Source organism: Pedobacter soli, from assembly GCF_900101435.1.
GTDB lineage: Bacteria > Bacteroidota > Bacteroidia > Sphingobacteriales > Sphingobacteriaceae > Pedobacter > Pedobacter soli.
In genome coordinates this window covers 862,500-887,180 of record NZ_FMZH01000001.1, presented here as the reverse complement: position 1 = coordinate 887,180, position 24,681 = coordinate 862,500, and the positions used below count along the sequence as shown (strand labels likewise).

25 protein-coding genes are annotated in these 24,681 nt (G+C 39.1%); 14 read left to right on the top strand and 11 right to left on the bottom strand.

Features of this window, described 5'->3' with window-relative positions; translation table 11 throughout:
- The first annotated feature begins 16 nt into the window (after positions 1 to 16).
- The 9 genes from BLR37_RS03610 to BLR37_RS03570 all read left to right on the top strand — a co-directional run bounded on the left by BLR37_RS03610 (position 17) and on the right by BLR37_RS03570 (position 7,122).
- Complete coding sequence (locus tag BLR37_RS03610) at positions 17 to 313, top strand: hypothetical protein (protein WP_090764617.1); 297 nt, start codon at positions 17 to 19, stop codon at positions 311 to 313.
- Positions 314 to 547: 234 nt separating this feature from the next.
- Complete coding sequence (locus tag BLR37_RS03605; protein WP_025142617.1) at positions 548 to 796, top strand: type B 50S ribosomal protein L31; 249 nt, start codon at positions 548 to 550, stop codon at positions 794 to 796.
- 72 nt (positions 797 to 868) lie between these two features.
- Positions 869 to 2,041 carry a putative sugar nucleotidyl transferase gene (locus BLR37_RS03600; RefSeq protein ID WP_090764612.1) on the top strand — a complete coding sequence of 391 codons (1,173 nt, stop codon included), beginning with the start codon at positions 869 to 871 and terminating at the stop codon, positions 2,039 to 2,041.
- Positions 2,042 to 2,091: 50 nt separating this feature from the next.
- Entirely contained in the window at positions 2,092 to 2,853 is a 762-nt protein-coding gene (gene tpiA / locus BLR37_RS03595) for a triose-phosphate isomerase (protein ID WP_090764609.1), read from the top strand.
- Positions 2,853 to 3,692: a 50S ribosomal protein L11 methyltransferase gene (prmA, locus tag BLR37_RS03590; RefSeq protein WP_090764606.1), complete on the top strand. Its 840-nt coding sequence runs from the start codon at positions 2,853 to 2,855 to the stop codon at positions 3,690 to 3,692. The genes tpiA and prmA overlap by 1 nt, the downstream gene beginning before the upstream one ends.
- Positions 3,693 to 3,840: 148 nt before the next feature.
- On the top strand, positions 3,841 to 5,193 hold the full coding sequence (locus tag BLR37_RS03585; protein ID WP_090764603.1) for a UDP-N-acetylmuramate--L-alanine ligase: 1,353 nt from the start codon (positions 3,841 to 3,843) through the stop codon (positions 5,191 to 5,193).
- An 89-nt stretch (positions 5,194 to 5,282) separates the two neighbouring features.
- Entirely contained in the window at positions 5,283 to 5,600 is a 318-nt protein-coding gene (locus BLR37_RS03580) for a helix-turn-helix domain-containing protein (protein WP_090764600.1), read from the top strand.
- 108 nt (positions 5,601 to 5,708) lie between these two features.
- Positions 5,709 to 6,188: an Lrp/AsnC family transcriptional regulator gene (locus tag BLR37_RS03575; protein WP_090764597.1), complete on the top strand. Its 480-nt coding sequence runs from the start codon at positions 5,709 to 5,711 to the stop codon at positions 6,186 to 6,188.
- A 4-nt stretch (positions 6,189 to 6,192) separates the two neighbouring features.
- Complete coding sequence (locus BLR37_RS03570) at positions 6,193 to 7,122, top strand: EamA family transporter (RefSeq protein ID WP_208599587.1); 930 nt, start codon at positions 6,193 to 6,195, stop codon at positions 7,120 to 7,122.
- 144 nt (positions 7,123 to 7,266) lie between these two features.
- Here the strand turns inward: BLR37_RS03570 and BLR37_RS03565 are convergent, their stop codons facing one another.
- The 5 genes from BLR37_RS03565 to BLR37_RS03545 all read right to left on the bottom strand — a co-directional run bounded on the left by BLR37_RS03565 (position 7,267) and on the right by BLR37_RS03545 (position 13,339).
- Positions 7,267 to 8,385: an N-acetyltransferase gene (locus tag BLR37_RS03565; RefSeq protein WP_090764594.1), complete on the bottom strand. Its 1,119-nt coding sequence runs from the start codon at positions 8,383 to 8,385 to the stop codon at positions 7,267 to 7,269.
- 72 nt (positions 8,386 to 8,457) lie between these two features.
- Complete coding sequence (locus tag BLR37_RS03560; protein WP_039476158.1) at positions 8,458 to 8,652, bottom strand: hypothetical protein; 195 nt, start codon at positions 8,650 to 8,652, stop codon at positions 8,458 to 8,460.
- A gap of 87 nt (positions 8,653 to 8,739) precedes the next feature.
- Positions 8,740 to 9,306, bottom strand: a complete 567-nt coding sequence (gene scpB / locus BLR37_RS03555; RefSeq protein ID WP_090764591.1) for an SMC-Scp complex subunit ScpB — start codon at positions 9,304 to 9,306, stop codon at positions 8,740 to 8,742.
- Between the two features lie 252 nt (positions 9,307 to 9,558).
- A complete protein-coding gene (locus tag BLR37_RS03550; protein ID WP_244154582.1) occupies positions 9,559 to 12,543 on the bottom strand; it encodes a ligand-binding sensor domain-containing protein in 2,985 nt (994 codons plus the stop codon).
- Between the two features lie 10 nt (positions 12,544 to 12,553).
- Positions 12,554 to 13,339 (bottom strand): LytR/AlgR family response regulator transcription factor, encoded by a 786-nt coding sequence (locus tag BLR37_RS03545; protein WP_039476151.1) that lies wholly within the window; start codon positions 13,337 to 13,339, stop codon positions 12,554 to 12,556.
- Positions 13,340 to 13,462: 123 nt separating this feature from the next.
- Here BLR37_RS03545 and BLR37_RS03540 point away from each other — a divergent pair, with 123 nt between their 5' ends.
- The gene (locus BLR37_RS03540) at positions 13,463 to 14,185 is read left to right on the top strand and encodes a ferritin-like domain-containing protein (protein ID WP_039476148.1); all 723 of its coding nucleotides are present in this window, start codon (positions 13,463 to 13,465) and stop codon (positions 14,183 to 14,185) included.
- A gap of 18 nt (positions 14,186 to 14,203) precedes the next feature.
- Positions 14,204 to 15,082 carry a ferritin-like domain-containing protein gene (locus BLR37_RS03535; protein ID WP_090764586.1) on the top strand — a complete coding sequence of 293 codons (879 nt, stop codon included), beginning with the start codon at positions 14,204 to 14,206 and terminating at the stop codon, positions 15,080 to 15,082.
- Between the two features lie 88 nt (positions 15,083 to 15,170).
- Here BLR37_RS03535 and BLR37_RS03530 read toward each other — a convergent pair whose 3' ends face one another.
- From BLR37_RS03530 to BLR37_RS03510, 5 genes are all read right to left on the bottom strand, one after another.
- The gene (locus BLR37_RS03530) at positions 15,171 to 15,677 is read right to left on the bottom strand and encodes a hypothetical protein (protein ID WP_090764583.1); all 507 of its coding nucleotides are present in this window, start codon (positions 15,675 to 15,677) and stop codon (positions 15,171 to 15,173) included.
- A gap of 14 nt (positions 15,678 to 15,691) precedes the next feature.
- Complete coding sequence (locus BLR37_RS03525; RefSeq protein WP_090764580.1) at positions 15,692 to 16,816, bottom strand: CofH family radical SAM protein; 1,125 nt, start codon at positions 16,814 to 16,816, stop codon at positions 15,692 to 15,694.
- A 118-nt stretch (positions 16,817 to 16,934) separates the two neighbouring features.
- A complete protein-coding gene (locus tag BLR37_RS03520; RefSeq protein ID WP_039476135.1) occupies positions 16,935 to 17,930 on the bottom strand; it encodes a hypothetical protein in 996 nt (331 codons plus the stop codon).
- 28 nt (positions 17,931 to 17,958) lie between these two features.
- Entirely contained in the window at positions 17,959 to 19,068 is a 1,110-nt protein-coding gene (locus BLR37_RS03515) for a hypothetical protein (RefSeq protein WP_039476131.1), read from the bottom strand.
- A 24-nt stretch (positions 19,069 to 19,092) separates the two neighbouring features.
- Complete coding sequence (locus BLR37_RS03510) at positions 19,093 to 19,875, bottom strand: hypothetical protein (protein WP_090764575.1); 783 nt, start codon at positions 19,873 to 19,875, stop codon at positions 19,093 to 19,095.
- 54 nt (positions 19,876 to 19,929) lie between these two features.
- On the opposite strand from BLR37_RS03510, the gene BLR37_RS03505 reads away from it, so the two are divergent.
- Both BLR37_RS03505 and BLR37_RS03500 read left to right on the top strand, forming a co-directional pair.
- The gene (locus tag BLR37_RS03505) at positions 19,930 to 21,174 is read left to right on the top strand and encodes a M16 family metallopeptidase (RefSeq protein WP_090764572.1); all 1,245 of its coding nucleotides are present in this window, start codon (positions 19,930 to 19,932) and stop codon (positions 21,172 to 21,174) included.
- On the top strand, positions 21,167 to 22,438 hold the full coding sequence (locus tag BLR37_RS03500) for a M16 family metallopeptidase (protein WP_090764569.1): 1,272 nt from the start codon (positions 21,167 to 21,169) through the stop codon (positions 22,436 to 22,438). The genes BLR37_RS03505 and BLR37_RS03500 overlap by 8 nt, the downstream gene beginning before the upstream one ends.
- Before the next feature lie 102 nt (positions 22,439 to 22,540).
- On the opposite strand, the gene ppnP is transcribed toward BLR37_RS03500, so the two are convergent.
- Positions 22,541 to 22,822 carry a pyrimidine/purine nucleoside phosphorylase gene (gene ppnP / locus BLR37_RS03495; RefSeq protein ID WP_090764566.1) on the bottom strand — a complete coding sequence of 94 codons (282 nt, stop codon included), beginning with the start codon at positions 22,820 to 22,822 and terminating at the stop codon, positions 22,541 to 22,543.
- Between the two features lie 266 nt (positions 22,823 to 23,088).
- Between ppnP and guaB the strand changes: the two genes are divergently transcribed.
- A complete protein-coding gene (gene guaB / locus BLR37_RS03490) occupies positions 23,089 to 24,558 on the top strand; it encodes an IMP dehydrogenase (protein WP_039476114.1) in 1,470 nt (489 codons plus the stop codon).
- Positions 24,559 to 24,681 lie beyond the last annotated feature (123 nt).

Here is a 24,681-nt window from a genome sequence, read left to right as displayed (position 1 = left end):
CTAATTTTACTATTTGATGCAAAATGTTTCGCCTTTAACCAAAATCATCAGCAAAGATTTCGATATCGCCGAAAACCTGTCCGAAAATCAACTTCGGGAGGTGATGGTCGATGCATTTGCCTATCTGATTGATAACGATTTTCCGAAGTTGATTCAGATTTTGTATAAGGCCGATGTAGATCAGTATAAGTTAAAAGAATTGCTCGAAACGGCTGAGGGCTCAAGCTCGGCCGAGGTAATTGCCGATGCTTATATCGCCCGGCAAAAAGCAAAGATCGAAACCTGGCAAAAATATAGTCCCAAAAAAGATTAGTTTAAAGTGCTGTATTTGGCTTTTTTGCCATCATTTTTAGTTTATAATTGTAGCGAAATACCTTATTAATTAAAATTCTTGAATTAGGCTTGTAAATCAAAAATAAAATTAGGATATTTGCATCCTCTAAAATAGAGGTAGAAAGACTAATAGGAAATGTCATAAGCGTTGTTGCCAGCAAATTGCAAAAATGTTCTTGATGCTTTCACACAGATAACTAAAAATAATATTCAAATGAAAAAAGATTTGCACCCAACAAGCTACAGACCAGTTGTTTTTAAAGATATGTCTAACGAATATGCTTTCTTAACAAAATCTTGCGTAGACACTAAAGAAACTATTAAATGGGAAGATGGTAACGAGTATCCATTATATAAATTAGAGATTTCTCACACTTCACACCCTTTTTATACTGGTAAAATGAAATTGGTTGATACTGCAGGACGTATCGATAAATTCAAAAACCGTTACGCTAAGAAATAATTTTAGCTACAAAAAGCATTTTTTAAAGTCCCTTTGCCAAAAGCATCGGGACTTTTTTTATTTTTGTTGCTTATGACAATCAATCTTTTTGATGATGCCAGCTGGATGTCCCTTCGTCCGCTTACGTTTACCAGGCCTGTGGCCAATTTGCGCATTGGTATTTTAACCATTGCAGAAAAGTGGGCGAAATACTTAAAAGCCGATTTTGGCTTTCAGACCCAGGATTACCTCTCTGTAAAATTTGCTCCGAAATCTAACGCCAGTTTATTTATAAATGGTTCGGTATGCCCCGATGAAGATTTGCTCAACGCGGTTACCGCACTTAAAGTCGGTGAAGTGTTGTTGGCGGGTGATGTTGTTCTGGCCTTTAATAATGGTGAAGTTTTAACCTATAAAGAGGCTCGAAAACAGTTGAAACCAGTTGATTACAGTTTAAATTTCAGCAAGATTAGCTATCCGGAGCACATTTTTGGTAACAATCCGGCTGAGATCAGGAAAGATTTTAAATTGTTAACCGAAGGACGAACCTCTGCAGACATTAGTAGTACCAACCAATTATTGGGCAATGATATTTTTCTGGAAGAAGGTGCTAAGGTAGAGTGTAGTGTACTCAATAGTGGTTACGGTCCCATTTATATCGGCAAAAATGCCGAGGTTTGGGAAGGCTCGTTAATAAGAGGCTCCTTTGCCTTATGCGAAAATTCTTCCATAAAAATGGGGGCTAAAATATATTCGGGTACTACCATTGGTCCAAACAGCCGGGCCGGAGGTGAAATTAACAACTCAGTAATTTGGGGTAACTCAGCTAAAGGTCACGAAGGTTATTTGGGTAATTCGGTAATGGGCGAGTGGTGCAACATTGGTGCCGATACCAACAACTCGAATTTAAAAAACAACTATGCAGAAGTAAAGCTTTACGATTACGAAAGCGAAAAACTGCGCAATACCAATTTGCAATTTTGCGGCTTAATTATGGCCGATCATGCCAAAAGTGGTATCAATACCATGTTTAATACCGGTAGCGTAGTAGGTGTTGGAGCCAATGTTTTTGGCGCCGGTTTCCCGCCGCATCATATAGCCGATTTTGCCTGGGGTGGTGCTGCTGGTTTCGATACTTATAAACTGCATAAAATGTTCGAAACAATTGAAAAGGTGTTTGCAAGAAAAGATGTGGCCTTTAACGAGGTTGAAAAAAACATCCTGACTAAAGTATTTGAATTAACCGAATCGTATAGGCGATTTTAATATAAAAACCTGATCTTGAAAAAGATCAACCAATCCTTAAATAATACAAAATGAGAAAAAAGATTGTTGCCGGTAACTGGAAAATGAACTTAGATTATAACGAAGGCGTTTCGTTGTTCAGTGAAATCGTAAATATGGTTAGAGATGAGCGCAAAGGCGATCAGTTAGCGATTATTTGCTCGCCATTTATCCATTTAAACAGCCTGGCAAAATTGGGTGGTAACGATGTTAAAATTGGTGCTCAGAATATCAGCGATAAAGAAAGCGGTGCTTACACTGGCGAAACTTCTGCTAAAATGGTAAAATCTGTTGGTGCAGAATATGTTATTTTAGGTCACTCAGAGCGCAGACAATATTTTGCAGAAAGCGATGCTTTATTGGGAGAAAAAACTAAAATAGCTTTAGCCAATGGCTTAACCCCAATTTTTTGTATTGGCGAAACTTTAGACGAGCGTAACAACGGCAGTTATTACGAAGTGTTAAAGAAGCAACTGGTAGACGGTATTTTTGGTTTAACCGAAGAAGATTTTAAGAAAATTGTAATTGCCTATGAGCCGGTTTGGGCTATTGGTACAGGTTTAACCGCTTCACCAGAGCAAGCTCAGGATATTCATGCTTTCATCCGTAGCGAAATTCAGGCAAAATATGGCTTCAACACCGCTGATGATACAACCATTTTATATGGCGGTAGCTGTAACCCGGGTAATGCGGCAAGTTTATTCGCACAACCTGATATTGATGGTGGCCTGATTGGTGGTGCATCATTAAAATCGCGCGATTTTACAGATATTATTAAAGCATTAAACAGCTAATGCAATACACAAAAGCAATATTTACATTTCAGGGTATCGAAGACTATCAGCAGGATTTGCTTATTAGCGATCTGGCAGATTTAGGCTTCGATACTTTCGAAGACAGTGAGGGTGGTTTTACGGCATTCGTAATAAAAGATAATTTTAACGAGCAGGAGTTGAAAGATCTGCTGGCTAATTACAGTGATGAGTTTGCAACAGATTATACTTTGGAAGATGTTGCCGATGAAAACTGGAATGCCGAATGGGAGAAAAATTTCAGTCCGCTGGTAATTGATGATGTATGTTACGTGAGGGCAACCTTTCATGAACCACAACCATCGTATCCTTACGAAATTGTAATCGACCCGAAAATGTCATTCGGTACAGGTCACCACCAAACCACCACCATGGTGATGCAGTATATCTTGGCAGCTGATGTAAAAGATAAAGCCATTTTGGATATGGGCTGTGGTACGGCTATTCTGGCTATTCTGGCTGCTAAATTAGGTGCTAAAAGCCTGGTTGCAATCGATTACGATGATATTTGTTATCAGAGTACCATCGAAAATGCGGCGCTTAATGGTGTCGATAATTTAACCGCACTTTGTGGTAGTAAAGAGGTGATTCCGGATGAAGCTTATGATATTATTTTTGCCAACATTAACCGGAATATTCTTTTAGATCAGATTCATCGCTATGCGGAAGTATTAAAGCCAGGCGGAAAGATTTTCTTCAGTGGTTTTTACCTCGACCCCGATTTAAGCATGATTACTGCCGAATGTGCTAAATACGGCATTAAATATATCGACCATAAACAAAATGGCGAATGGGTTGCGGCTCAGTTTGAGAAAAGGTAGAAGGCGGAAGGTTGAGGGTTTAAGGTAGAAGGCTTAGGGTTTAAGGTAGAAGGCAAAAAGGATAGAGAAATCAGATGCTTATTCTCCTGTCTCAAATCTCATATCTCAAATCTCATATCTAACTTCTCAAATCTAAAATATTAAAAATATGCGTATACATTTTATTGCGATAGGCGGAAGTGCGATGCACAATCTTGCCATTGCCCTGCATAAAAAAGGTTATCAGATTACCGGGTCGGATGATGTAATTTTCGAACCCGCAAAATCGCGTTTGGATAAATACGGTTTACTGCCCGCTGAAATGGGTTGGGATGAAAACCGCATTACCAACGATCTTGATGCTGTTATTCTGGGTATGCATGCCCGGATTGATAATCCTGAGTTGTTAAAAGCACAGGCGCTTGGAGTTAAAATTTATTCTTACCCTGAATATATTTACGAACAAAGCAAAAATAAGCTACGTGTAGTTATTGGCGGTAGTCATGGTAAAACAACCATTACCAGTATGATTTTGCATGTGCTGAACTACTATAACCGAGATTTCGATTATCTGGTTGGTGCACAACTTGCCGGTTTTGAAACCATGGTAAAAGTAACGGAAGAGGCACCGGTTATGATTATTGAAGGAGATGAGTATTTATCTTCACCAATTGACAGAAGGCCTAAATTTCACTTGTATAAAGCCAATGTGGCCGTAATTAGCGGTATTGCCTGGGATCATATCAATGTTTTTCCAACTTATGCCGATTATACAGCCCAGTTTGATAAATTTATTGATACCATTGAAGAAAACGGCACGCTAATTTATTGCGAAGCAGATGCTGATTTAAATGAGATTGTAAGCCTTTCAAAAGCTAAGGTGAATAAAATTGGTTATGCTATACCAGCCCACGAAATTAAAGTCGGTATTACCTATCTGCTTCCTGAACATACCGCTTTGAAAGTTTTTGGCGATCATAATTTAATGAACCTGAATGCTGCCAAACTGGTATGTGCACAACTGGAAATCGACGAAACTGCATTTAATACGGCTATTGCTTCTTTTACCGGTGCAGCCAAACGTTTAGAAGTGATTTCGGCCGATGCTTCGACCAATGTATACAAAGATTTTGCACATTCACCCTCGAAATTAAAAGCTACAATTGATGCAGTTAAAACACAGTTTACTAATCGTAAACTGGTGGCTTGTATTGAATTGCATACTTTTAGCAGTTTGAATAAAGATTTCTTAAAAGAATATGCAGGTGCTATGGATAAAGCCGATGATGCCATTGTATTTATCGATATTAAATCTTTTGAGCAGAAGCGGATGGAGCCATTCTCAGAAGACGATGTGCAAAATGCTTTCCAGAATCCAAAACTGAAATTTTTTAACGATGCTTCAAAGCTGAAGTCATATTTACTGAGCTTACATTATGCTGATACCAATTTGCTGATGATGAGTTCGGGTAATTACGCGGGTTTTGATTTGCCAGAGCTGGCAGCTGCTTTAGAGAAATAGATTTGAGGCCTGAGATTTGAGACAGAAGATAACTCCGTCTCAAATCTCACGTCTCATATCTCACATCTTATATCTCAAATCTCAAAGACATGAAAAGCATAGGAGATCAAATTAAGCAATGCAGACTGGCTTTAAATTTAAGTCAGGCCGATGCAGCTAAAAAACTGAATATCTCTACCCCGGCTTTTTGTAAAATCGAAACCGGTCAAACCGATCTGAACATTTCCCGTTTACAACAAATTTCGAAAGTTTTCAAAGTTCCCATTACCCAGTTACTTGGACTATCGGCTGCGCCTGATTCATCTGAAGAGCTCGCTATGCTGAAAAAAGAGCTGATGGAGAAAGACGAAGAAATTAATAAGCTCCGTAAAAAGGTAATCGACCTGTACGATAAGCTGGGTATGTAAATTGTGTTTATTTCGACTATTTGTCATTGTAGAATTATTATTTCGAATAAAATTCATTTTTAATTAAATTGTTGTGATTTTTATTCTAAATATTTATAGTTTTATACTATGGTAACGGAAAACAATTTTAGCCTCGATCATATCGATCTGGCTATTCTCAGATTAATGCAGGATAATGCCCGTATTTCGAATGTCGATTTAGCCAAAGCACTTGAGCTGGTTCCATCGGCTGTGCTGGAGCGGGTAAAAAAACTCGAAAAGAAAAATATAATCACCGGTTACAATGCTAAGGTGAATCCGCTTGCTGTCGACTTGAAATTACTGGCTTTTATCTCTATGAAATCGTCGCAGAGTTTTAGCTGCAATGATACTGCAAGCGAGCTGGCGAAAATTCCGGATGTGCAGGAAGTGCACGTTATCGCCGGCGATGATTGTTTCCTGGTAAAGGTGCGAACGGCCGATTCGGCTTCGTTGATGGCTTTGTTACGCGATGAGTTTAGTAAGGTGCCCAATATCCTTTCCGTTAAAACCACCATCGTATTAGAAACGGTAAAAGAGCAACAAAAACTGGTAATCCCCGAAAAATAAAGTTATGACAGATTTAAACAAAAAAGCATCGCCGGTTATGGTTTACCTGGCCTTCGCCATCGTATATATAGTTTGGGGTTCTACCTACTTTTTTATCCAGAAGGCGCTGGCTGGTTTTCCACCTTTTGCTTTGGGTGTAATCAGGTTTTTTATTGCCGGAGTTTTAATGCTGAGCTGGTGCAAATATAAGGGAGAGGATATTTTTAACCTCAAAACCATTAAAATTGCAACGGTAAGTGGTATTTTAATGCTGGGGCTTGGCAATGGTATCGTAATTTGGGTAGAGCAGTTTATTCCAAGTGGTTTGGTAGCCATTATGGTGGCTTCGGCGGCGATCTGGTTTGTTATTCTCGATAAATCACACTGGAAAGAAAATTTAAGCAATAAATACATCGTGTCTGGCTTGATTATTGGCTTTTTGGGCGTGGTATTGTTGTTTGGTAACCAGCTTTTGCAGGCGCTGGATCAGCCTCAAAGTAAATTGCAGGTTATCGGTATAGTGTTGCTGGTTTTCGGACCTGTTGCCTGGGCCGGAGGATCGCTTTATTCCAAATATCACCCAACCACCGGTAGTTCGGTTTCGGTAAATACAGGCTGGCAAATGTTAATGGCCAGTATTGCTTTTTTACCTGGCAGTTTGATTAAAGCTGAATTTAAAACGCTTGATTGGGGGAGTATTCCACTCGATGCATGGTTATCTGTCGTTTATCTTATTTTGTTTGGCTCTATAGCCGCTTTTAGTGCGTACGTATGGCTTTTAAAGGTACGTCCGGCTACGCAAGTCAGCACTTATGCTTACGTTAATCCTGTAGTGGCTGTTTTGTTGAGTTTAACTTTTACAAACGAGGTAATTGGTGTAACACAGGTGATTGGCCTGGCTATTATTTTAGGTAGTGTGCTGTTGATTAATCTGCCTAAGTATAAAAGTGCTTAGGTTGCTTAAATTGTAATCCTCTTTTTAATGGCGATAAAATCGCCAATCTCATCCATCCTCGTTGTTCCAAAGGAATCACTTTGTGACAAACGAGGACAATGGAAAATAAAAATGGTTCGTGGTGGCACGAACCATTTTTGGTATCTAAAATACTTTGCGCATAGTCAGGTGCTTCTTACCAAAGGTTGCGCCTGTAGCTTTGTGAATGGCAATCATTTGTTCGTTGAAATCACCAACCCAGCTTAATTCGAGTTCTTTATATTGATTTTTCGGTAATACATACTCGCCCAGGCGGATAAAAAGAACCGATTCGAGTCCATGTTTCTGGTATTTTGGCTTGGTGCCCATCACAATGGCGCGCATGCGGGTTACACCCACCCAGCGCCTGTAAGCAAATTTTAATTTCTGTAATAAGCCCAGTTTCCCGTCAAAGCCTTTAATCATTTGGTTAGCATCGGGGATCAGTACCACAAAAGAAGCTGGTTCGCCGTTAAAATAGGCAAACTGGATTAAGTGCTCATCCATAATAGGTTCCATGCTTTTAAAGCTTTCCTGAAGCGTTTCTTTTTTGATGGGCACAAAATTTTCGAAATCCTGCCAGCCATCGTTGTAAATTTCCATTAAATCGTTGATGTACTTGTCTGAGTTGGCTTTGCTGAAATATTCGAAGGTATAGCCAGGTTTATTTCGTACCCAGTTGGCAATTTTGGTAAAACGCTCAGGGAAGGGGATGGTAAGGTTAATGTGATTGGTTAACTGTTCATACTCCGTAACAAAGCCATATTTGTCGAAAAATTTCTGATAGTATGGGAAATTGTAGTTCATACCAAAAGAGGGAGGTGTGAAGCCATCAACCAACAGGCCCCAAAAACTATCGTTCTCACCGAAATTAATCGGACCGTCCATAGCTTTCATGCCATTTTCGGCTAACCAGTTTTTAGCAGTATCAAATAACAGGAAAGCAGCTTTTTCATTATCGATACATTCAAAAAATCCCATGCCCCCCGTAGGTTGCTCATATTGGTAAGCCTTTTTTTCGTTAATAAACGCGGCAACACGGCCAATTAACTTTCCGGCATCATCTTTTAAAACCCAGCGTGTACATTTTCCGTGGCTGAAAAAAGTATTTTTATCAGGGTTAAATACATTTTCTACCTCACTATCCAGCGGACAGATCCAGTTTTTATCGTTTTTATAAAGTAATTTAGGCGTATTGAGAAAGTCTTTTTTTAAAGATGGGCTGCTTACTGGTATGATTTGCATGAAAAGATTTTAAAATTAAAAAAGCATCCAACCAAGCGGTAGGATGCTTTTCAAATATATGTTTTTTAAATATTAATAATCGTCGTCGTCGTCATCGAAATTATCGAAGGTATCAAGATCATCTAACGGCATGTCAAAATCATCGTCGTCATCATCGTCTTGAGGCTTCTTTTTCGTAGTTTGAATATCGTCATCTTCAAGATCATCATCTTCGTCTACCTGTTTCTTGGTAGTCGGCTTTGCTGGGAGTTTCTTTGGCGCTTTCATAACACAAAAATAAAAATTGCTTTTATACTTTAAAATTACAAAAAAACTTTTTTTAATAACAATCTGGAAGCAAAGAAAATAAATTATTTATTCAACATTTTCGCCTACAGTATTTTCTTCTTTTACGATGTCTTTGAGCTGCGGAAGTTGGTTTAAACTGTTTAAACTGAAATAATCCATAAATAAAGGGCTGGTACTGTAAAGAATCGGCCTGCCCGGAGTTTCTGCTTTTCCATCGATACTGATCAGTTCTTTTTCAAGCAATCGCTGTACGGAGTAATCGGAATTTACCCCTCTGATTTGCTCGATTTCGAGCTTGGTAATGGGCTGGCGATAGGCGATAATGGCGAGTGTTTCCATGGCTGCCTGACTCAGTTTTTTCTTCGAGCGGTGCAACTGCAGCTGGTTAACGGTTTCGTGGTAATCTTTTTTGGTCAGAAACTGGTATCCGTTATTCAAATGTACCAGCTCGATAGCGAAATCATCGTGGCTGTATTTTTCTTTAATCTGATCGATGCTTTCGAATACCTGGGTTTCGATATGTTCGGTATTAAAAATGGCATTTAAAGCGAGTATAATCTCCTGTACGCCGATGCTTTGAACAGAAGAGAATACCAGGGCTTCAATGTGCCTGGTAATGTTAGGATTGGACATATGCAAAAATAGAATTTTTGGACATAAAAAAAGCGGTCTCGCTTTTATAAAACAAGACCGCTTTCAACACACAAATGAAACCTGAATTAAGATATAGTTTTAGGTTAGGTTATTAAATATCTATATCAATTCTATAAGAACGTCTTTGATAAACACTATCGTTTATTTCTATTACAAGTTTAAGGCTAATCGGGCTTCCGTGAAACTCCTATTTAGTGAGTGGTATTAATAATTGAGTAAACGGTAAATTTTCTATTTTAACGGTATAGAAATAGAAACTGTTGTACCATTTACAGGGTTTTGGCGTACACTTAAGTGTATAGGTTTTGCTCCAATCTGACCTAAAAGGTGCAATCTTTCTTTGGTAAGTTGCATGCCTTTGCTGATGTGGGTTTCTTTTTTGTTCTTTAAAGAGTTATCAATACCTACGCCATCATCAATAATTTCGATGTTTAAATAAAAAGCATCCTGCAATTTAATGTTGATCTGGATTTTACCTCCGGTTTCTTTGGGCATAATGCCATGCCAGATCGCATTTTCTACATAAGGCTGCAATAACATCGATGGAATAAAGGTTTCTTCCTGATCGATATTTTCGTCAATGATAAAAATATAGTCGAGTTTATCACCAAACCGGTTTTTTTCCAGTTTGAGGTAAAGGTTCAGGTATTCGAGTTCTTCCTCTAAGGAGATGTAGCTTTTGGTACAAATTTCCAGGTTTTTTCTAATCAGCCGTGCAAAACCAGTTAGAACTTTATTGGCCGAAGTAGTATTTTGCGTGTTGATGTAATGTTGAATGGAGTTCATTACATTGAATACGAAATGTGGGTTCATCATGGCCTGCAAAGCCTGTTGCTCCAGCATGAGTACTTTGTTTTTTAGCAGTAATTGTTCCTGTTCTTTATCTTTCTGCTTGCGGGTAATGTAAACGGCAACTTTATAAAAGATATAGGCTACGAGCAAAATTAAAATAGAAAGGAACCACAAGCTTTGCCAGAAATGCTTTTTAATGGTAAAGGCAATTTTAGCAGACTCTCCCCAGTTTCCGTTCTGGCTTTTTGCACTTACTTCGAACACATAATCGCCGGCTTGCAACGAAGAAAAATCGAGGCGGCGCGTGCGGGTTTCTACCCAGGCCAGGTTATCATTTAAGCGGTAACGGTAGGTAATATCACTGGTAGTAAAATCAACTGCGCTAAAAGTAAACAGAATGGTATTGTTGCCCGTTTCGAAGGTAAAATTGGCCTGGTCAACTGGTAAGCGTTCGTTATCTTTAATAATGGAGGTAACATACACTTTGGGCAGGCTTTTCAGGTTGTTTTTATTATTGTATTTAAACAAGATTAGACCTTTATTCGTAGCGAAATAAGCCGTACTGTCATCAATAAACAAACTATTTACATCATCGCTCAACAGGTCTTTTCCATAATCAAAATTAGCTACACTGGGTTCGGCAGGGTAGTTGGCAATTTTATTTACGCCTTTGTTGGTAAGCACCCATATTTCACTGTTTTTGACAAAAATTTTGGTACAGATGTTATTGGTTAGACCATCTTTTTGGGTAATCTGCGTCCTGATTTTGTTGTCTTTGTAGAAAATCAATCCGTAACCATCGGTGGCCAGTACCAGTGTACCATCAGCCAGTTGCTGGATATCGTTAATCCGCTTGGTAAGCAAAGGATGATTTTCGAAGTGCTTAATCAGTTTTCCCTTTACCAATTGCGAAAGACCGTTGATATTGGAGAACCAGAGATTGCCGTCGCGATCATAAAAAACGTGGTAGGAGCGGTCTTTAAAAAAGTCTTCCTTTTCGCGGTATTTTGCTGCATTAAATTCGAATTTATTCTTCCGATCAGCCAGAAAAACCACTCCTGACGAAAGCGCCAGCGCCAAGTGATTGTTGTTTTCGCCAACGCTGAAGTGTTTAATTACGAACATAGAGTTGTTCGATTCTTTTAAATAGCTTACCTCTTCAGTATTGTTATAAACGTGTTTAAAAACGCCCATCCCATAATCAGATGCGAAGTAAATGGATTGCTCTTTTGGATCGAAAGTAATTTGTTTAATGGTTTTATACTTCTTAAAGTCATCTAAACCAATTTCGTCAACCTGATAGTTATTAATGGTTAAAACATCAATTACGGCATCGTCGGTGCCCAGCCAAAGCCTGTTTTTCCCATCTTTGGTTATGCTTTTAATTACGTTACTGCTTAAGCCCGATTCGGCATCAATTATCGACAGGCGGTTGTTTACATTGGGCAACATGTAAATGCCCTGGGTGGTGGCAAACCACATATTTTGGTTATTGTCTTTAATCACCTGGTTTACCGGAATATCCTGAAGGTACTGCACCGTTTTGCCATTTTTATTGAGTGCAAAGGCACCATTGGCATTAGAGAGCCATACTTCTTTAGTGCTGCTATCGTAATAAAAATAACCCGACATATTTTTGATCAGGTTTTGCGGGATAGCAATTAAATCGTTAATACGACCCTGTTTAAATTCCTTTAAACCACCATTATCCAGATAGAACATCGATTTATTGGCCGTGTTAACAGCGGTCATGTAAGAAATGGGCTGTACTTTGGATTTGATAAGCGAAAAGTTTTTCCCATCAAACTGTTGCACACTCTGATCGCTGTAAGCCAATATGTTTCCCTGCTCATCTTCGTGGATAAAAGCATTGATAAATTTATCGTTGGGATTAGGGGAGACGTACTTTTTGATCGTTTTTCCATCCCAGCAAACAATCAGGTTGGAATTGGTACCCAGCCAGATCCTGCCGGCTTTATCAATTAAAAAAGATACAATTACGGTGTTGAAACTTAGTTTTTTGAGTAGCTGATCGTTGTTGCGGTTATAAAATTTACCTTCTTTTAAATAACTGAGCTGGCCATTAAGCGCAAAAAACCATAACCTGCCATCTTTATCCTCTTTCATCTGCAGGATTTGTGTATCGGGCAGGCCATCTTCGATGGTGAAATTCTGAAAATTGGTGCCATCAAAACGGCTTAGGCCGTTATCAGTGGCAATCCAGATAAAGCCTTTTTTATCTTGTAAAATATAGTAGCAGTTGTTGCTGGCCAGACCGCTTTTTGCATTGTAATGGGGCAGATAGGTGGTTTGCGCCAAGAGCTTTTTGGGCTGAAAAAAAGCTAAAAACAAAAGGAAAAGTACAAAGAAATTTCGGCTGAGGTTTAACTTCAACTTTGCTTTTTGGGCTGAATTTCTGTGCACGGTGCGGTATTTAATGCTCACTGTTTGCCTTGGTAAATAGTTTTATTTTTTCAAAGAAATCGCTGGCCCTGCGGCGCGAAATATTAATGCTCTCGCCATTTTTCAGAAAAACCTGCAGCCCATTTTTAGAATTGTATTCTTTTAAATGATTGAGGTTAATGATGCTCGATTTATGGATCCTTACAAACTGATCGCCGGGTAGAAGCTCTTCAAACTCTCGTAAAACCTTAGAAACCGTTATTTTATCGTGACTATTTAAATGTACGATAGAATAATTACTATCGGCCTCGATATAAATAATATCGTCAATATCGATCATTTTAAAACCTTGCCCGTAGGGTAAAGTCAGTTTTTTTATCTCTGCCCTCGAGCTTAAACTGGAAGCCAGATTCTGGATTCTTTCATCATTTTCTTCTTGCCCTTTAAAGCGTTTAATGTGTTCAAAAACCTTATCAACGGCAATAGTCAACTCGTCAATATCTATGGGTTTTAATAAATAATCAAGTGCATTTGCCTTAATTGCTTTAAGGGCATACTGATCGTAAGCGGTTGTAAAAATAACTGCTGCATTGTGCTTTTGCGCATCCGGAATTAACTCAAAACCATTACCGCCCGGCATGGCAATGTCTAAAAAAATCAGGTCGATAGGGTGGTGGGCTAAAATGTCTTTAGCCTCTGCTACAGATCGGGCAATTCCGGTAATTTCTACCTGTGGGCAGTTCTGTTGCAATAAAAAAAACAAGGATGACCGGGCAAATTCCTCATCATCAACAATAATGGCTTTTAAAGTTGTCATATCAATACGTTGGTGAATGTATTAAAATCGGACAACAAAAAAAAATAGAATAGCAAAAAACCAGTGCTCTGATTGTCACGTATGTATCATCAAACGTATTCAAAACCACTAACATAGATGACTATGAAAAACAATGAACCAATAAGGAAAAGTGAACTTCAGGAAGAAAGTTTATTTGAAAAAGCTGTAGGAAGAAGATCTTTTCTGCAGTATGCCGGAGCAAGCGCGGCAGGTATTGCCCTCGTAGCTGCAGGCTGTAAAAAAGACCGTGGCTATCCGGATATGAATACCGGTGTAACTTTAGATTTTAAAGATGATTTTGGTGTTTTAAATTACGCCTATGCTTTAGAACAGCTGGAAGCTGCATTTTATGTTAAAGTTGCTTCAGCGCCACCAGCAAGTTTTACCGCTGCCCAAAAAGCCTACTTTCAGGATATCCAGTTTCACGAAATTGCTCACCGTGAGTTTTTCAAAGCAGCTTTAGGTACAGCTGCAATAGGCAGTTTGGAAGTGAATTTTGATTCTATAGATTTTACCAGTGCATCGAGCGTATTGGGTACTGCCATGGCTTTCGAAGATTTAGGCGTTTCTGCATACAATGGTGCCGGACCACGAATTAAGAGTGCTACTTATTTATTATTGGCAGGAAAAATCGTTTCGGTTGAGGCCCGTCATGCAGCCTATGTGCGCGATTTGATTTCGAACGGATCTTTTGCCGATTTGAATAGCCTTGCGCCACTGGGAGCCAATAATGCCGGGGGCCTGGATGCTGCTTTAACCCCTGACAAGGTTTTAGCTACTGCAGGTAAGTATATCAAAACCAAAATTAATGTAATTAATCTTTAATTTTTAAAATCAGAAATCATGAATATCGTAAATATATTAGAAGAAATTGAAAAAGTTGATGGCGAAATCTATGAGCGTTTAAACCCGAGAAGAGCCGCAATGAAAAGCTTTTTCAACATAGGTAAAAAGATCTCGCTGGCTGCAATGCCGCTTGCTTTAGGCTCTATGTTCCAGAAAGCTTACGGACAAACGACTTTACCAACTGCCGTAGTTGATGTGTTAAACTTCGCTTTATCGTTAGAATATTTGGAATATCACTTTTACAATCACGCTTTGCTGGGTACTGACGTTACTTTCACTTATCCAACTGCCGCGGCAAAAACAGCCATTACAACCATTCGCGATCATGAAAAAGCACACGTAGATTTATTAGTTGGTGCTTTGGGAAGTTCGGCACGTGCACCTATTGCCTATGCCGATACCGATTTTAGGGCTGGAGGTACATTTGCTACAGTATATACAGATTACAATACATTTTTAGCGGTAGCACAGGGTTTTGAAGATACAGGTGTTAGGGCTTACAAAGGTCAGGCAGGCAATTTATTGGTTAGCCCTGGCGTATTACAAACAGCTTTGCAAATCCACTCGGTTGAGGCGCGTCATGCTTCGCATATCCGCCAGATGCGTACTGCAGCAGGTTCAACGGTTTACAAACCATGGGTAAGTCTTGGCGCTTCAGGTCAGGCAAATGATTCGGGTGTACCGCAGGTAGATGCAGTATACGCCGGTGAAGATTTAACTGTACAGGCTAATGTGAACATTGCCAATATTACAGGGGCACCAAATGCAACAGCAGCTAAACTGGCAGCGGTTGAAAGTTTTGATGAGCCTTTAGATAAAGCTAGTGTTATTACAATTGCAAACTTATTCTTGCAGCCAGGTAAAAAATTATCGTAGCCAGATAGATTGTTGAGCAGGTAATGTTTAGTTTAAGGTAGGGAAGTAGCGTTTGGGCTGCTTCCCTTTTTTATAACTTGCGGTTTTGTTAATTCTTAAGCCAGATAGTACTCATGAATATATCTTTGTTTTTTACACTTTTTCCATCAGGTAAAAAACAGGAAAAACTGTACGCAGTACCATCTAAAAAGCAAACATTCATGTACAAGCTAATCTTGTTTTCTTCATCGCGGGCGGTTACAGCGTAAGTTCTTTGACCACTTACCATGATCAGTTTAGGGTTTTCAAATGTATATTTCGGGAATGAACCGCTTATACCAACAACAAACTCGTCTGCAAATTTTTGGCTTTCAATTTCAGCATTAAAGCTTTCTACGTCTAATTTCATTATCGGAAGCAGGTCGACTCTGGAATTGACATAAATGGTTCCCGTCGAATCTTTTAATGCATAAGAAGTTTCGTTAACTTTTCTGGGTTGAATGGGAAAGCTAACACTTACCTTTTCGCTAATCTGTTGTTTAAACCATTTGCTTTGGGCATTTAATTTAACAGCTCCAATTACCAGGAACAATAAAAGCGTAGTTTTCTTTAACACGAGCGTTTTTTTATTTAGTATGTAATTACTTGTTCCTCTAAATGTTCCGGCAAATCCCGGTAGTTGTATTTTTGTCCACGTAACTGAGGTTCGAAACCTGCTGCCCTGATAGATTGCTGGATTCCTTTAGCCGTAAAACGATGTGGGGCACCTGCAGCCGAAACTACATTTTCTTCGATCATAATCGATCCAAAATCGTTTGCGCCTGCATGTAAACACAATTGAGCGGTTGTTTTGCCTACGGTTAACCAGCTGGCCTGAATGTTTTTAATATTTGGCAGCATAATACGGCTCAGCGCAATCATGCGGATATATTCATCGGCAGTTACCGTATTGCTGATGCCACGTAGTCTTTTTAACAAAGTACCGTCATCCTGGAAAGGCCAGGGGATAAAGGCCAGGAAGCCATTGGCATCGGCAGGCTTTTCGCTTTGTACCTGACGAATCCAAACCAGGTGCTCGAAACGTTCTTCGATGGTTTCTACATGGCCAAACATCATGGTTGCCGAAGTGGTAATATCCAATTGATGGCAGGCACGCATTACATCCAACCATTCTTGTCCACCGCATTTACCCTTCGAAATCAGGCGACGCACACGGTCGTTTAAAATTTCGGCACCAGCACCTGGTAAAGAATCCATTCCGGCTGCTTTTAACGTTTTTAAAACTTCGGTATGGCTCATGCCTTCGAGTTTTGCAACGTGTGCAATTTCCGGCGGACCTAAAGCGTGAAGTTTTAAATCGGGATATAGTTCTTTTAGTTTTTTAAACAGATCGGCATAAAAAGCCAAACCTAAATCGGGGTGATGCCCACCTTGTAATAACAATTGGTCGCCACCTAAGCGGAAAGTTTCTTCGATTTTTACCTTATAGGTTTCGATATCGGTAATGTAACTCTCCTCATGGCCAGGCCTGCGGAAGAAGTTACAGAATTTACAGTTGGCAATGCAAACATTGGTGGTATTTACATTTCTATCGATTTGCCAGGTTACCTTACCGCTGGGTACCTGTATTTTTCTCAGTTCGTTTGCCACAAACATCAAAGATGCGGTATCGGCATGGTGGTATAAATGGACACCTTCTTCAAGGCTTAAAAAATCAAAATGTAATGCCCTATGCAGTAAATCGGCTGTATTCATAAGGCAAAAATACTAAATTGTTTATACAAACAGTGATTAGTTATTCTGGCGGGAAAGTAAATTTTTGACATAAAAAAAGGGCGACTGTATTTAAACAGTCGCCCTTTTAAAAGATTTATTATTTAAGTGATAATAAAAATCCAATGGTAAAGTTTGCATCCCAGTCAAACACAAAAGTATCGCAATTGGTAGCATCTTTAATGGCTTTGTAAATGTTTACACCGCTTTTGATTTTAATTTTATCGGTATTGTATTTACCCGGATCATTTAAAACCGTAAATCTTTCCTCGCCGCTACGGGTTTGTTTAGCCAGTTCAAATGGCACACCGCCAATAATGAAACAAACTTCGCGTTTTCCTGAAGGTATTTTTGATGATAAAGATTTAACATCATTGTATACCACATCATCTTTCAGGTTTTTCTCATAATATTTTGCACCTGGTGCTTCAAAAGATTTAATATCGCCATCCATCCACGAAATTTTAGTGTTTCCAGAGCCAATATCAACAACAAAAGAGTTATCATAGTAAGATGCCGGTAGCACGCATTTTAAAGCCAGTTTACCTTCCTGTTCTGCCGTAACCAGGTTAACCACAAAGCCCATTTTCTTTAATTCAGAAACAATGGCAGTTGTTTTAGGCTCTTTTTGTGCACCAGAACTGATAACAAAGTGAATGTTTTTAGATTTAACACCTTTATCAAACATAGCACCGATATAATCTTTCAGACCGGTTCTGATATCGGCAGTATTTGCCAAACCTTCGTAAACAAATGATTTTCCAAAATCTTTAGAGATAATTTCCCAGCGTTTTTCTTTATCAATATTTACTACAAAAGAGTTAAAGCCTGATGCACCAACTTCTACAACACCTTTATATTCGCCATTTACCGGTTTTTCCGGTGTGTAATTAAAGCTCCTTGCTTCGTCGCTTTTAGCTGAAGAAGAGGTAGGCGAAGATACCTGCTCTGTGCTGTCTTTTTTACTTCCTTCGGTTGATATGGCATCAATTTTTCCTGATTCGAAAGCCCAGTAACCAAGGCCAATAATCGGTATTGCGATAATAATTGCTTTTATAGGCCAGCGTAATCTTGCCCAGGTTGATTTTTCTTCCATTGTGATATGTTTTTAATTAAGAGTTTGATTAATCTAGTAAGGTAAAGCCTTTATCTACTTTTTCTTCAGGTTTAAGTTCGTAAGAAGCATCGGCCATTCTGCTTACATTAAGCATTTTAAGGTTACGATCGTCTACTTTTTTGATGAATTCTTCCAATTCGCTTTGCGATGGGGCACCGCCAACAGTAATGTTATTGTTTTGATCCAAGAAATCGAGATTTGAACGGATAGAAGCAATGTTCTGGCTAATCGCACCTGTAGCCGCATTCATCGCTTCCTGGAAAGCCCATCCATCCTTAATGTTAAAAACTTCTGCAAGCCCTTCGGTGGCATTTTTCATTTTTTGGGTTGCTTCTAGTTTTTTAGAAATGATAGAAATACTGCTATCTAAAGTACTTACATAAATACGGGCAGCACTTTCATTATCTTTTAAAACCTCCAAAACTTTCGCAAACTGGTTGGCATATTGTACGTAACTGCGCGCATTTTGTTCTTCGGCTTCCCCTTCTTTACCTAAAAGGAAAGCTTTTGTACGTGTTTCTTTGGCATCCCTGTTTAAGTCGTTGGCTTTTTCAATGTTGTTGTTGGCCGATTCCTGTTTAGCTTTTTCATCTAAATTGGCTGCTTCAACAGTAAAACGTTTAGCATAAGTATATTTTTCTTCGGCAGTTTTTTGGGCTGTTTCTCCGCTTTGTATCATGTCTATGCGAACACCATCAACATTGGCTATTTTATCTTTTACTCTTTTTAAAGTGTCTTTTGCGTCTTTTGAGAGCAGTTGAAGGGTTTCGATAGGATTACCTCTTATAATGGCTTTTTCGCCTTTAAAAATTAAAACAGTACCCAATCTGTGGAGTAATGCAATAATTTTTGGGGCCAGTAAAAGCAATACAATCAGTATAATACTAAAGATAACCAGTAAAATACTTTTAGCTGCATATTCCAACATAATAGGCAGGAATTTGAAAAAAGCAAATGCACCCCCTAAAATTAGTGCCCAAAAAAAGATACTCGAGATTACCTTTTTGCCTTCAGGTGTTTGGATCTGGCTTGGGAGATGATCGCCTAAAACCTGAAATATAGGCAGCTGACTTTTAATTTCGGCTGGAATATTTACATACTGACTTTTGTTTTCCATTACGTTTTCGTTAATTTTTAATCGTTAATTTATGTTTGTTTCAATAATACTTAATGCTTTTTCGATATCTGCAATTACCTCATTAACGGCAGCATTACCCAGGGCAATTTTCTGATCGATGTCTTTCAGTTGCGGGTCGTACTTGGCATTAATGCTCTTTAAATCCTGTTCTTTATTTTGCAATTTGGCTTTAAGATCGGCAATATCTTGTTCAATGGTTTTAATTTCGTCTGCCAGCCTGTTTTTTTCATCAATCAGGCTATTTTCTATGTTTTGTTTTTGCTGTTGTTTCTGGTTGCTTTCCTGGTCTATAACTTTTTTCAGTTCTGTAGCATAATTACGGCCGGTAGTTAACAGTTTTTGTTTGCTTAAGTCTTTTTCTACATATTTTAAAGAGGTATATGCCGCTTTAATGGTTGCTGCATCAACACTGCCCATTTCTGCTGCGGCATTCCAAACTTCAAAAAAATCGAGTCCCGGTTCATTCATTTTCTCCAGTATACCCAAAACTTTTACCTTCATTTGCTTAACATCAGTAGCACCGGTTACGGCAACATTTTCCTTTAGATTAACAGGTGGCTGGTAAGTTACAGGTTCGGGTGTTTTTGTAGTGGCAGGCTGCTGTTCTGGTGGGGTTCCAACTGTATCTGCACTGTCTTCGAAGATTAATTTTTTTAAACTGTTTAAAATTCCGAATGAATTTTTTGGTGTTTCCTCGCCCATGTTAACTTGATTATCTGTCGCTAAAATAATAAAAATAGCATTGCCGCCTACCAAAATATCTTTTAATTGTATTCTCTTTACCAATCGCTTTCTGCTAAATGAATTATTAAATTATCTTTACCGCTCTAAAATTTGATAATGGTAGATTTTAATCGTTTTACACTGGCTAACGGCTTAAAAGTTTTGGTGCACGAAGATGCAACTACTCCGATGGCAGTTCTGAATATTTTATATGATGTGGGCGCGCGTGATGAAGACCCTGAAAAAACCGGCTTTGCGCATTTGTTTGAACATTTAATGTTTGGCGGATCAATTAATATCCCCAATTACGATGAACCCTTACAACGCGTGGGAGGCGAAAATAACGCCTTTACCAGCAACGATATTACCAATTATTACATTACTCTGCCGGCCGAAAATATTGAAACGGCGTTCTGGCTGGAAAGCGACCGGATGCTGAGCCTTGCTTTTTCTGAAAAGAGCCTGGATACGCAACGCAATGTGGTAAGCGAAGAATTTAAGCAACGTTACCTGAACCAGCCTTATGGCGATGTTTGGTTAAAATTGCGTCCGCTGGCCTATAAAAAACACGCTTACCGCTGGGCTACTATCGGGAAGGAGCTTTCGCACATCGAAAATGCAACGATGGATGATGTGAAGGCGTTTTTTAAGAAACATTACAATCCACAAAATGCGATTTTGGTTGTAGGTGGTAATGTGAAAACTGAAGAGGTGAAAAAACTGGCCGAAAAATGGTTTGAACCTATCCCGGCAGGAGAGAAGTACCACCGGAATTTGGTGCAGGAAGAACCGCAAACTGAAGCCAGGCAAGAAACCGTTAAGGCAAATGTGCCGTTAAATGCCATTTATATGGCTTTTAAAATGCCGGGCAGATTGAACAGTGATTATTATGCCTTCGATTTACTGTCTGATATTTTATCGCGCGGACAATCGTCGCGTTTATATAACAGCCTGCTTAAAGAACAACAGCTTTTTAGCGAGATTAACGCTTATATTTCGAGTAGTTTAGACCCAGGGTTGTTTATTGTTGAGGGTAAACTGGTAGAAGGCGTAGTCATAGAAACAGCCGAAAAAGCCATATGGGCCGAACTGGAAAAACTAAAAACCGAACTGGTTTCGGATACTGAACTTACTAAAGTAAAGAACAAGGTAGAATCAATCCTGGTATTTTCTGAAATGGGTTTACTGGATAAAGCGATGAACCTGGCTTATTACGAATTGTTGGGCGATGCTGCTTTATTGAATAACGAAACAGCCGAATTTTTAAAGGTTCAATCAGCAGACATCCAACGGATAGCCAACGAAACTTTTAATAAAAATTCATCCTCAACCTTATATTATTTAACTGAAGAACATGCTTAACAGACAACAAGCGCCTGATTTTAAGCAGGTATCTGCTATAAATTTTATCCAGCCTGAAAAAAGATTATTAACCAACGGCGTGCCTGTTTTTACGATTTATTCGGGTGAGCAGGATCTGGTACGGATTGAATTTATTTTTGAAAACGTAAACTGGAATCGCGACAAACCTTTGCAGGCCATTGCCGTAAGTACTTTAATTAATAACGGAACGAACAAACTATCGGCGAAGGAAATAGCCGAAAAAATTGATTTTTACGGTGCGTTTTTTCAAACGGAATATACGCAGGATCAATCGTTGGTTACCCTGTATACTTTAAACAAACATTTGCATTCGGTATTACCGATTGTAAAAGATGTTTTAACCAACAGCCAGTTTCCGCAAAACGAACTCGATATTTATATTCAGAACCAGAAACAAAAGCTGCAGGTTAACCTTAAAAAGAACGATATCGTTTCGAGAAAAGAATTTGCCCACGCTTTATTTGGTGAAACTGCTTACGGTGTGGATATTAAAGCAGAACACTATGACGGGCTGGAGCGTGAAGCGCTTTTAACTTATTTTAAAACTGCTTATGCACCAAACAACTGTACCATTGTGGTATCGGGCAAATTTGATGCAGCAGGCTTTGATCTCCTGGATAGTCATTTTGGCCGCGATTGGGATAAAAGTGAGGTGGTAAAAAACGCTTTTAGCTTTAGCCCGACTGAAAAACAGTTTGTATATAAAGAGAAACCCGAGGCTTTACAATCGGCCATTAGGATTGGGCAGCTGGCCGTTAACCGCAAGCACGAAGATTTTTCGGGACTTCAGATTTTAAACACAGTTTTAGGTGGTTATTTCGGATCGCGTTTAATGGCCAACATCCGCGAAGATAAAGGTTATACTTATGGCATTGGCTCAGGTATATCATCGTTGCAGCAAGCCGGATACCTTTTTATAGCGACCGAGGTTGGTGCCGATGTTTGTGGCGCTGCTTTAACCGAAATTTACAAAGAGATCGAAATACTGAGAACTACACTGATCGAAGAGGAAGAGCTTAATTTAGTGCGTAATTATATGCTGGGCTCCATGTTGGGCAGTTTAGAAAATGTTTTCTCGCATGCCGATAAGTTTAAGAATATTTATTTCGCCGGATTGGATTACGATTATTATACAAAATATATTAATACCGTAAAAACCATTACCGCCCAGGAATTGCTGGCCCTGGCCAATAAATACCTCACTACCGAAAGCTTTACCGAAGTGGTAATCGGTAAGAAGTAAGGAGAAACATTTAAGTTAAGAAGTCAGGTTTTCCAGCCACGTAAGAGATACTGAAACAAGTTCAGTATGACGAGTGGGTAAAAACCTGACTTCTTTTTTTGATTACCTGTATTGGCAAAGGTAAGCGGTTTGTACAGTAGCTTTTACTTTGAACGAAGCGTTGGCAGGTACTTCAAAGTGGTTTCCGGCTGCTATGCTTATCCATTCGATAGCATCTGGTAAAAGTGCTTCCAATTCGCCTTCCACAACGTGCATAATTTCCTGCTGCGCGGTACCGAAGGTATATTCGCCTGGATTAATAACTCCAACGGTTGATTTGCCTTCAGCTGTTTCGTATCCTAAAGATTTAACGTTACCGTCAAAATATTGGTTTTCAGTAATCATAGTCTAATTATAAAGTTTTTGCTAAAATAGCTTTTTGCTTATCAGCCTGATCATTTTTTTTATAAAATGCTATGTATTCCGCATATTTTTCAGAGGCATATTGTTTATGGTTTGGATGTGGCTGTATACAACTTTAAAATTTTTATAAGCAGGAAAGTCCAATTGTCAACAAAGCTTAATATTTAAGCAAATTCGCATTTACATTTTTATTTTCCTGGTTTTTCCTTATCTTTGCCTGGCAAATAATAAATCCTAATTTATTTGCTATGCAACTCGATTCCACAAAATTTATTGCCACAGGTTTGACGTATGACGATGTACTTTTAGTACCCGCATATTCCGAAATTCTGCCACGTGAAGTAAATACATCCACTTTTTTAACGAAAAAAATTAAACTCAATGTTCCGTTGATTTCTGCCGCAATGGATACTGTAACAGAAGCCGAGCTTGCCATTGCCATTGCGCAAAATGGGGGGATAGGCATGTTACATAAAAACATGACGATTGAAAGACAAGCCAGCGAAGTACGCAAAGTAAAGCGTTCTGAAAGTGGTATGATCCAGGATCCGGTTACTTTATTGGAATCAGCAGTGGTTGCCGATGCTTTCAAAATTATGAAAGAACATAAAATTGGCGGCATTCCGGTAGTAAGCAGCGATAATAAATTGGTAGGGATTATTACCAACAGGGATCTGCGTTTTCAAAAAGACATGAAAAGACCGGTTTCTGAAGTAATGACTAAAGAAAACCTGATTACTGCACCCGAAGGCACTACCTTGGTTCAGGCAGAAGAAATTCTACAGAACCATAAAATCGAAAAATTGCCTGTAGTAAGCAAAGATGGCTACTTAAGCGGCTTAATTACCTTTAAAGATATTTCGAAAGTTAAAAATTACCCTGTAGCTTGTAAAGATGAACGCGGACGTTTACGCGTTGGTGCTGCAGTTGGTGTAACTGCCGATACTTTACAACGTGTTGATGCACTGGTACATGCAGGTGTTGATGTAATTACTATCGATACTGCCCATGGCCATACCAAAGGGGTAGTAGATAAATTAAAAGAAGTTAAAGCCAAATATCCTGATTTACAGGTTATTGTTGGTAATATTGCTACAGGTGCAGCTGCAAAGTTTCTTGCAGAAGCAGGAGCAGATGCTGTTAAAGTAGGTATTGGTCCGGGGTCTATTTGTACCACCAGGATTATTGCTGGTGTAGGTGTACCGCAATTATATGCAGTTTATGAGTGTGCCAAAGCTTTAAAAGGTACTGGTGTACCGGTTATTGCCGATGGTGGTATTAAACACACAGGCGATATTGCCAAAGCAATTGCATCGGGTGCAAGTACCGTAATGGCAGGTTCGTTATTTGCCGGGGTAGAAGAATCACCGGGCGAAACCATTATTTACGAAGGCCGTAAATTTAAATCGTACCGCGGAATGGGATCAATCGAAGCGATGGAACAGGGATCGAAAGACCGTTATTTCCAGGATGTGGAAGACGATATTAAGAAACTCGTTCCAGAGGGTATTGTTGGTCGTGTACCATTTAAAGGTACTTTAGCAGAAGTAATGTACCAGTACATTGGTGGTTTGCGTGCAAGTATGGGCTATTGTGGAGCGGCCAATATCGAAGCATTGCAGGAAGCACAATTTGTACAAATTACAGCTGCGGGTATGCGCGAAAGCCACCCACACGATATTACTATTACTAAAGAAGCACCTAATTATACTAGGTAAGCTAAATTAAATAGAGAAATTAAACGGGGCGTCAGTAATGATCGCCCCATTTTTTTGTACTCGAATTTGTGGTTTTTTGCAGCTCGCACGTTTAAAAAAAATAAAAATTGCAAAATAAAATTT

Bases quoted from the DNA above. Each gene is read 5' to 3' on its own strand.
- BLR37_RS03560 (WP_039476158.1), bottom strand. From the start codon at position 8,652: ATGAAAGCGCCAAAGAAACTCCCAGCAAAGCCGACTACCAAGAAACAG.
- BLR37_RS03570 (WP_208599587.1), top strand. From the start codon at position 6,193: ATGACAGATTTAAACAAAAAAGCATCGCCGGTTATGGTTTACCTGGCC.
- BLR37_RS03505 (WP_090764572.1), top strand. From the start codon at position 19,930: ATGGTAGATTTTAATCGTTTTACACTGGCTAACGGCTTAAAAGTTTTG.
- tpiA (WP_090764609.1), top strand. From the start codon at position 2,092: ATGAGAAAAAAGATTGTTGCCGGTAACTGGAAAATGAACTTAGATTAT.
- BLR37_RS03545 (WP_039476151.1), bottom strand. From the start codon at position 13,339: ATGACAACTTTAAAAGCCATTATTGTTGATGATGAGGAATTTGCCCGG.
- BLR37_RS03500 (WP_090764569.1), top strand. From the start codon at position 21,167: ATGCTTAACAGACAACAAGCGCCTGATTTTAAGCAGGTATCTGCTATA.
- BLR37_RS03520 (WP_039476135.1), bottom strand. From the start codon at position 17,930: ATGGAAGAAAAATCAACCTGGGCAAGATTACGCTGGCCTATAAAAGCA.
- BLR37_RS03565 (WP_090764594.1), bottom strand. From the start codon at position 8,385: ATGCAAATCATACCAGTAAGCAGCCCATCTTTAAAAAAAGACTTTCTC.
- scpB (WP_090764591.1), bottom strand. From the start codon at position 9,306: ATGTCCAATCCTAACATTACCAGGCACATTGAAGCCCTGGTATTCTCT.
- BLR37_RS03515 (WP_039476131.1), bottom strand. From the start codon at position 19,068: ATGGAAAACAAAAGTCAGTATGTAAATATTCCAGCCGAAATTAAAAGT.
- BLR37_RS03610 (WP_090764617.1), top strand. From the start codon at position 17: ATGCAAAATGTTTCGCCTTTAACCAAAATCATCAGCAAAGATTTCGAT.
- BLR37_RS03540 (WP_039476148.1), top strand. From the start codon at position 13,463: ATGAAAAACAATGAACCAATAAGGAAAAGTGAACTTCAGGAAGAAAGT.
- ppnP (WP_090764566.1), bottom strand. From the start codon at position 22,822: ATGATTACTGAAAACCAATATTTTGACGGTAACGTTAAATCTTTAGGA.
- BLR37_RS03600 (WP_090764612.1), top strand. From the start codon at position 869: ATGACAATCAATCTTTTTGATGATGCCAGCTGGATGTCCCTTCGTCCG.
- BLR37_RS03535 (WP_090764586.1), top strand. From the start codon at position 14,204: ATGAATATCGTAAATATATTAGAAGAAATTGAAAAAGTTGATGGCGAA.
- prmA (WP_090764606.1), top strand. From the start codon at position 2,853: ATGCAATACACAAAAGCAATATTTACATTTCAGGGTATCGAAGACTAT.
- BLR37_RS03605 (WP_025142617.1), top strand. From the start codon at position 548: ATGAAAAAAGATTTGCACCCAACAAGCTACAGACCAGTTGTTTTTAAA.
- BLR37_RS03580 (WP_090764600.1), top strand. From the start codon at position 5,283: ATGAAAAGCATAGGAGATCAAATTAAGCAATGCAGACTGGCTTTAAAT.
- guaB (WP_039476114.1), top strand. From the start codon at position 23,089: ATGCAACTCGATTCCACAAAATTTATTGCCACAGGTTTGACGTATGAC.
- BLR37_RS03525 (WP_090764580.1), bottom strand. From the start codon at position 16,816: ATGAATACAGCCGATTTACTGCATAGGGCATTACATTTTGATTTTTTA.
- BLR37_RS03585 (WP_090764603.1), top strand. From the start codon at position 3,841: ATGCGTATACATTTTATTGCGATAGGCGGAAGTGCGATGCACAATCTT.
- BLR37_RS03575 (WP_090764597.1), top strand. From the start codon at position 5,709: ATGGTAACGGAAAACAATTTTAGCCTCGATCATATCGATCTGGCTATT.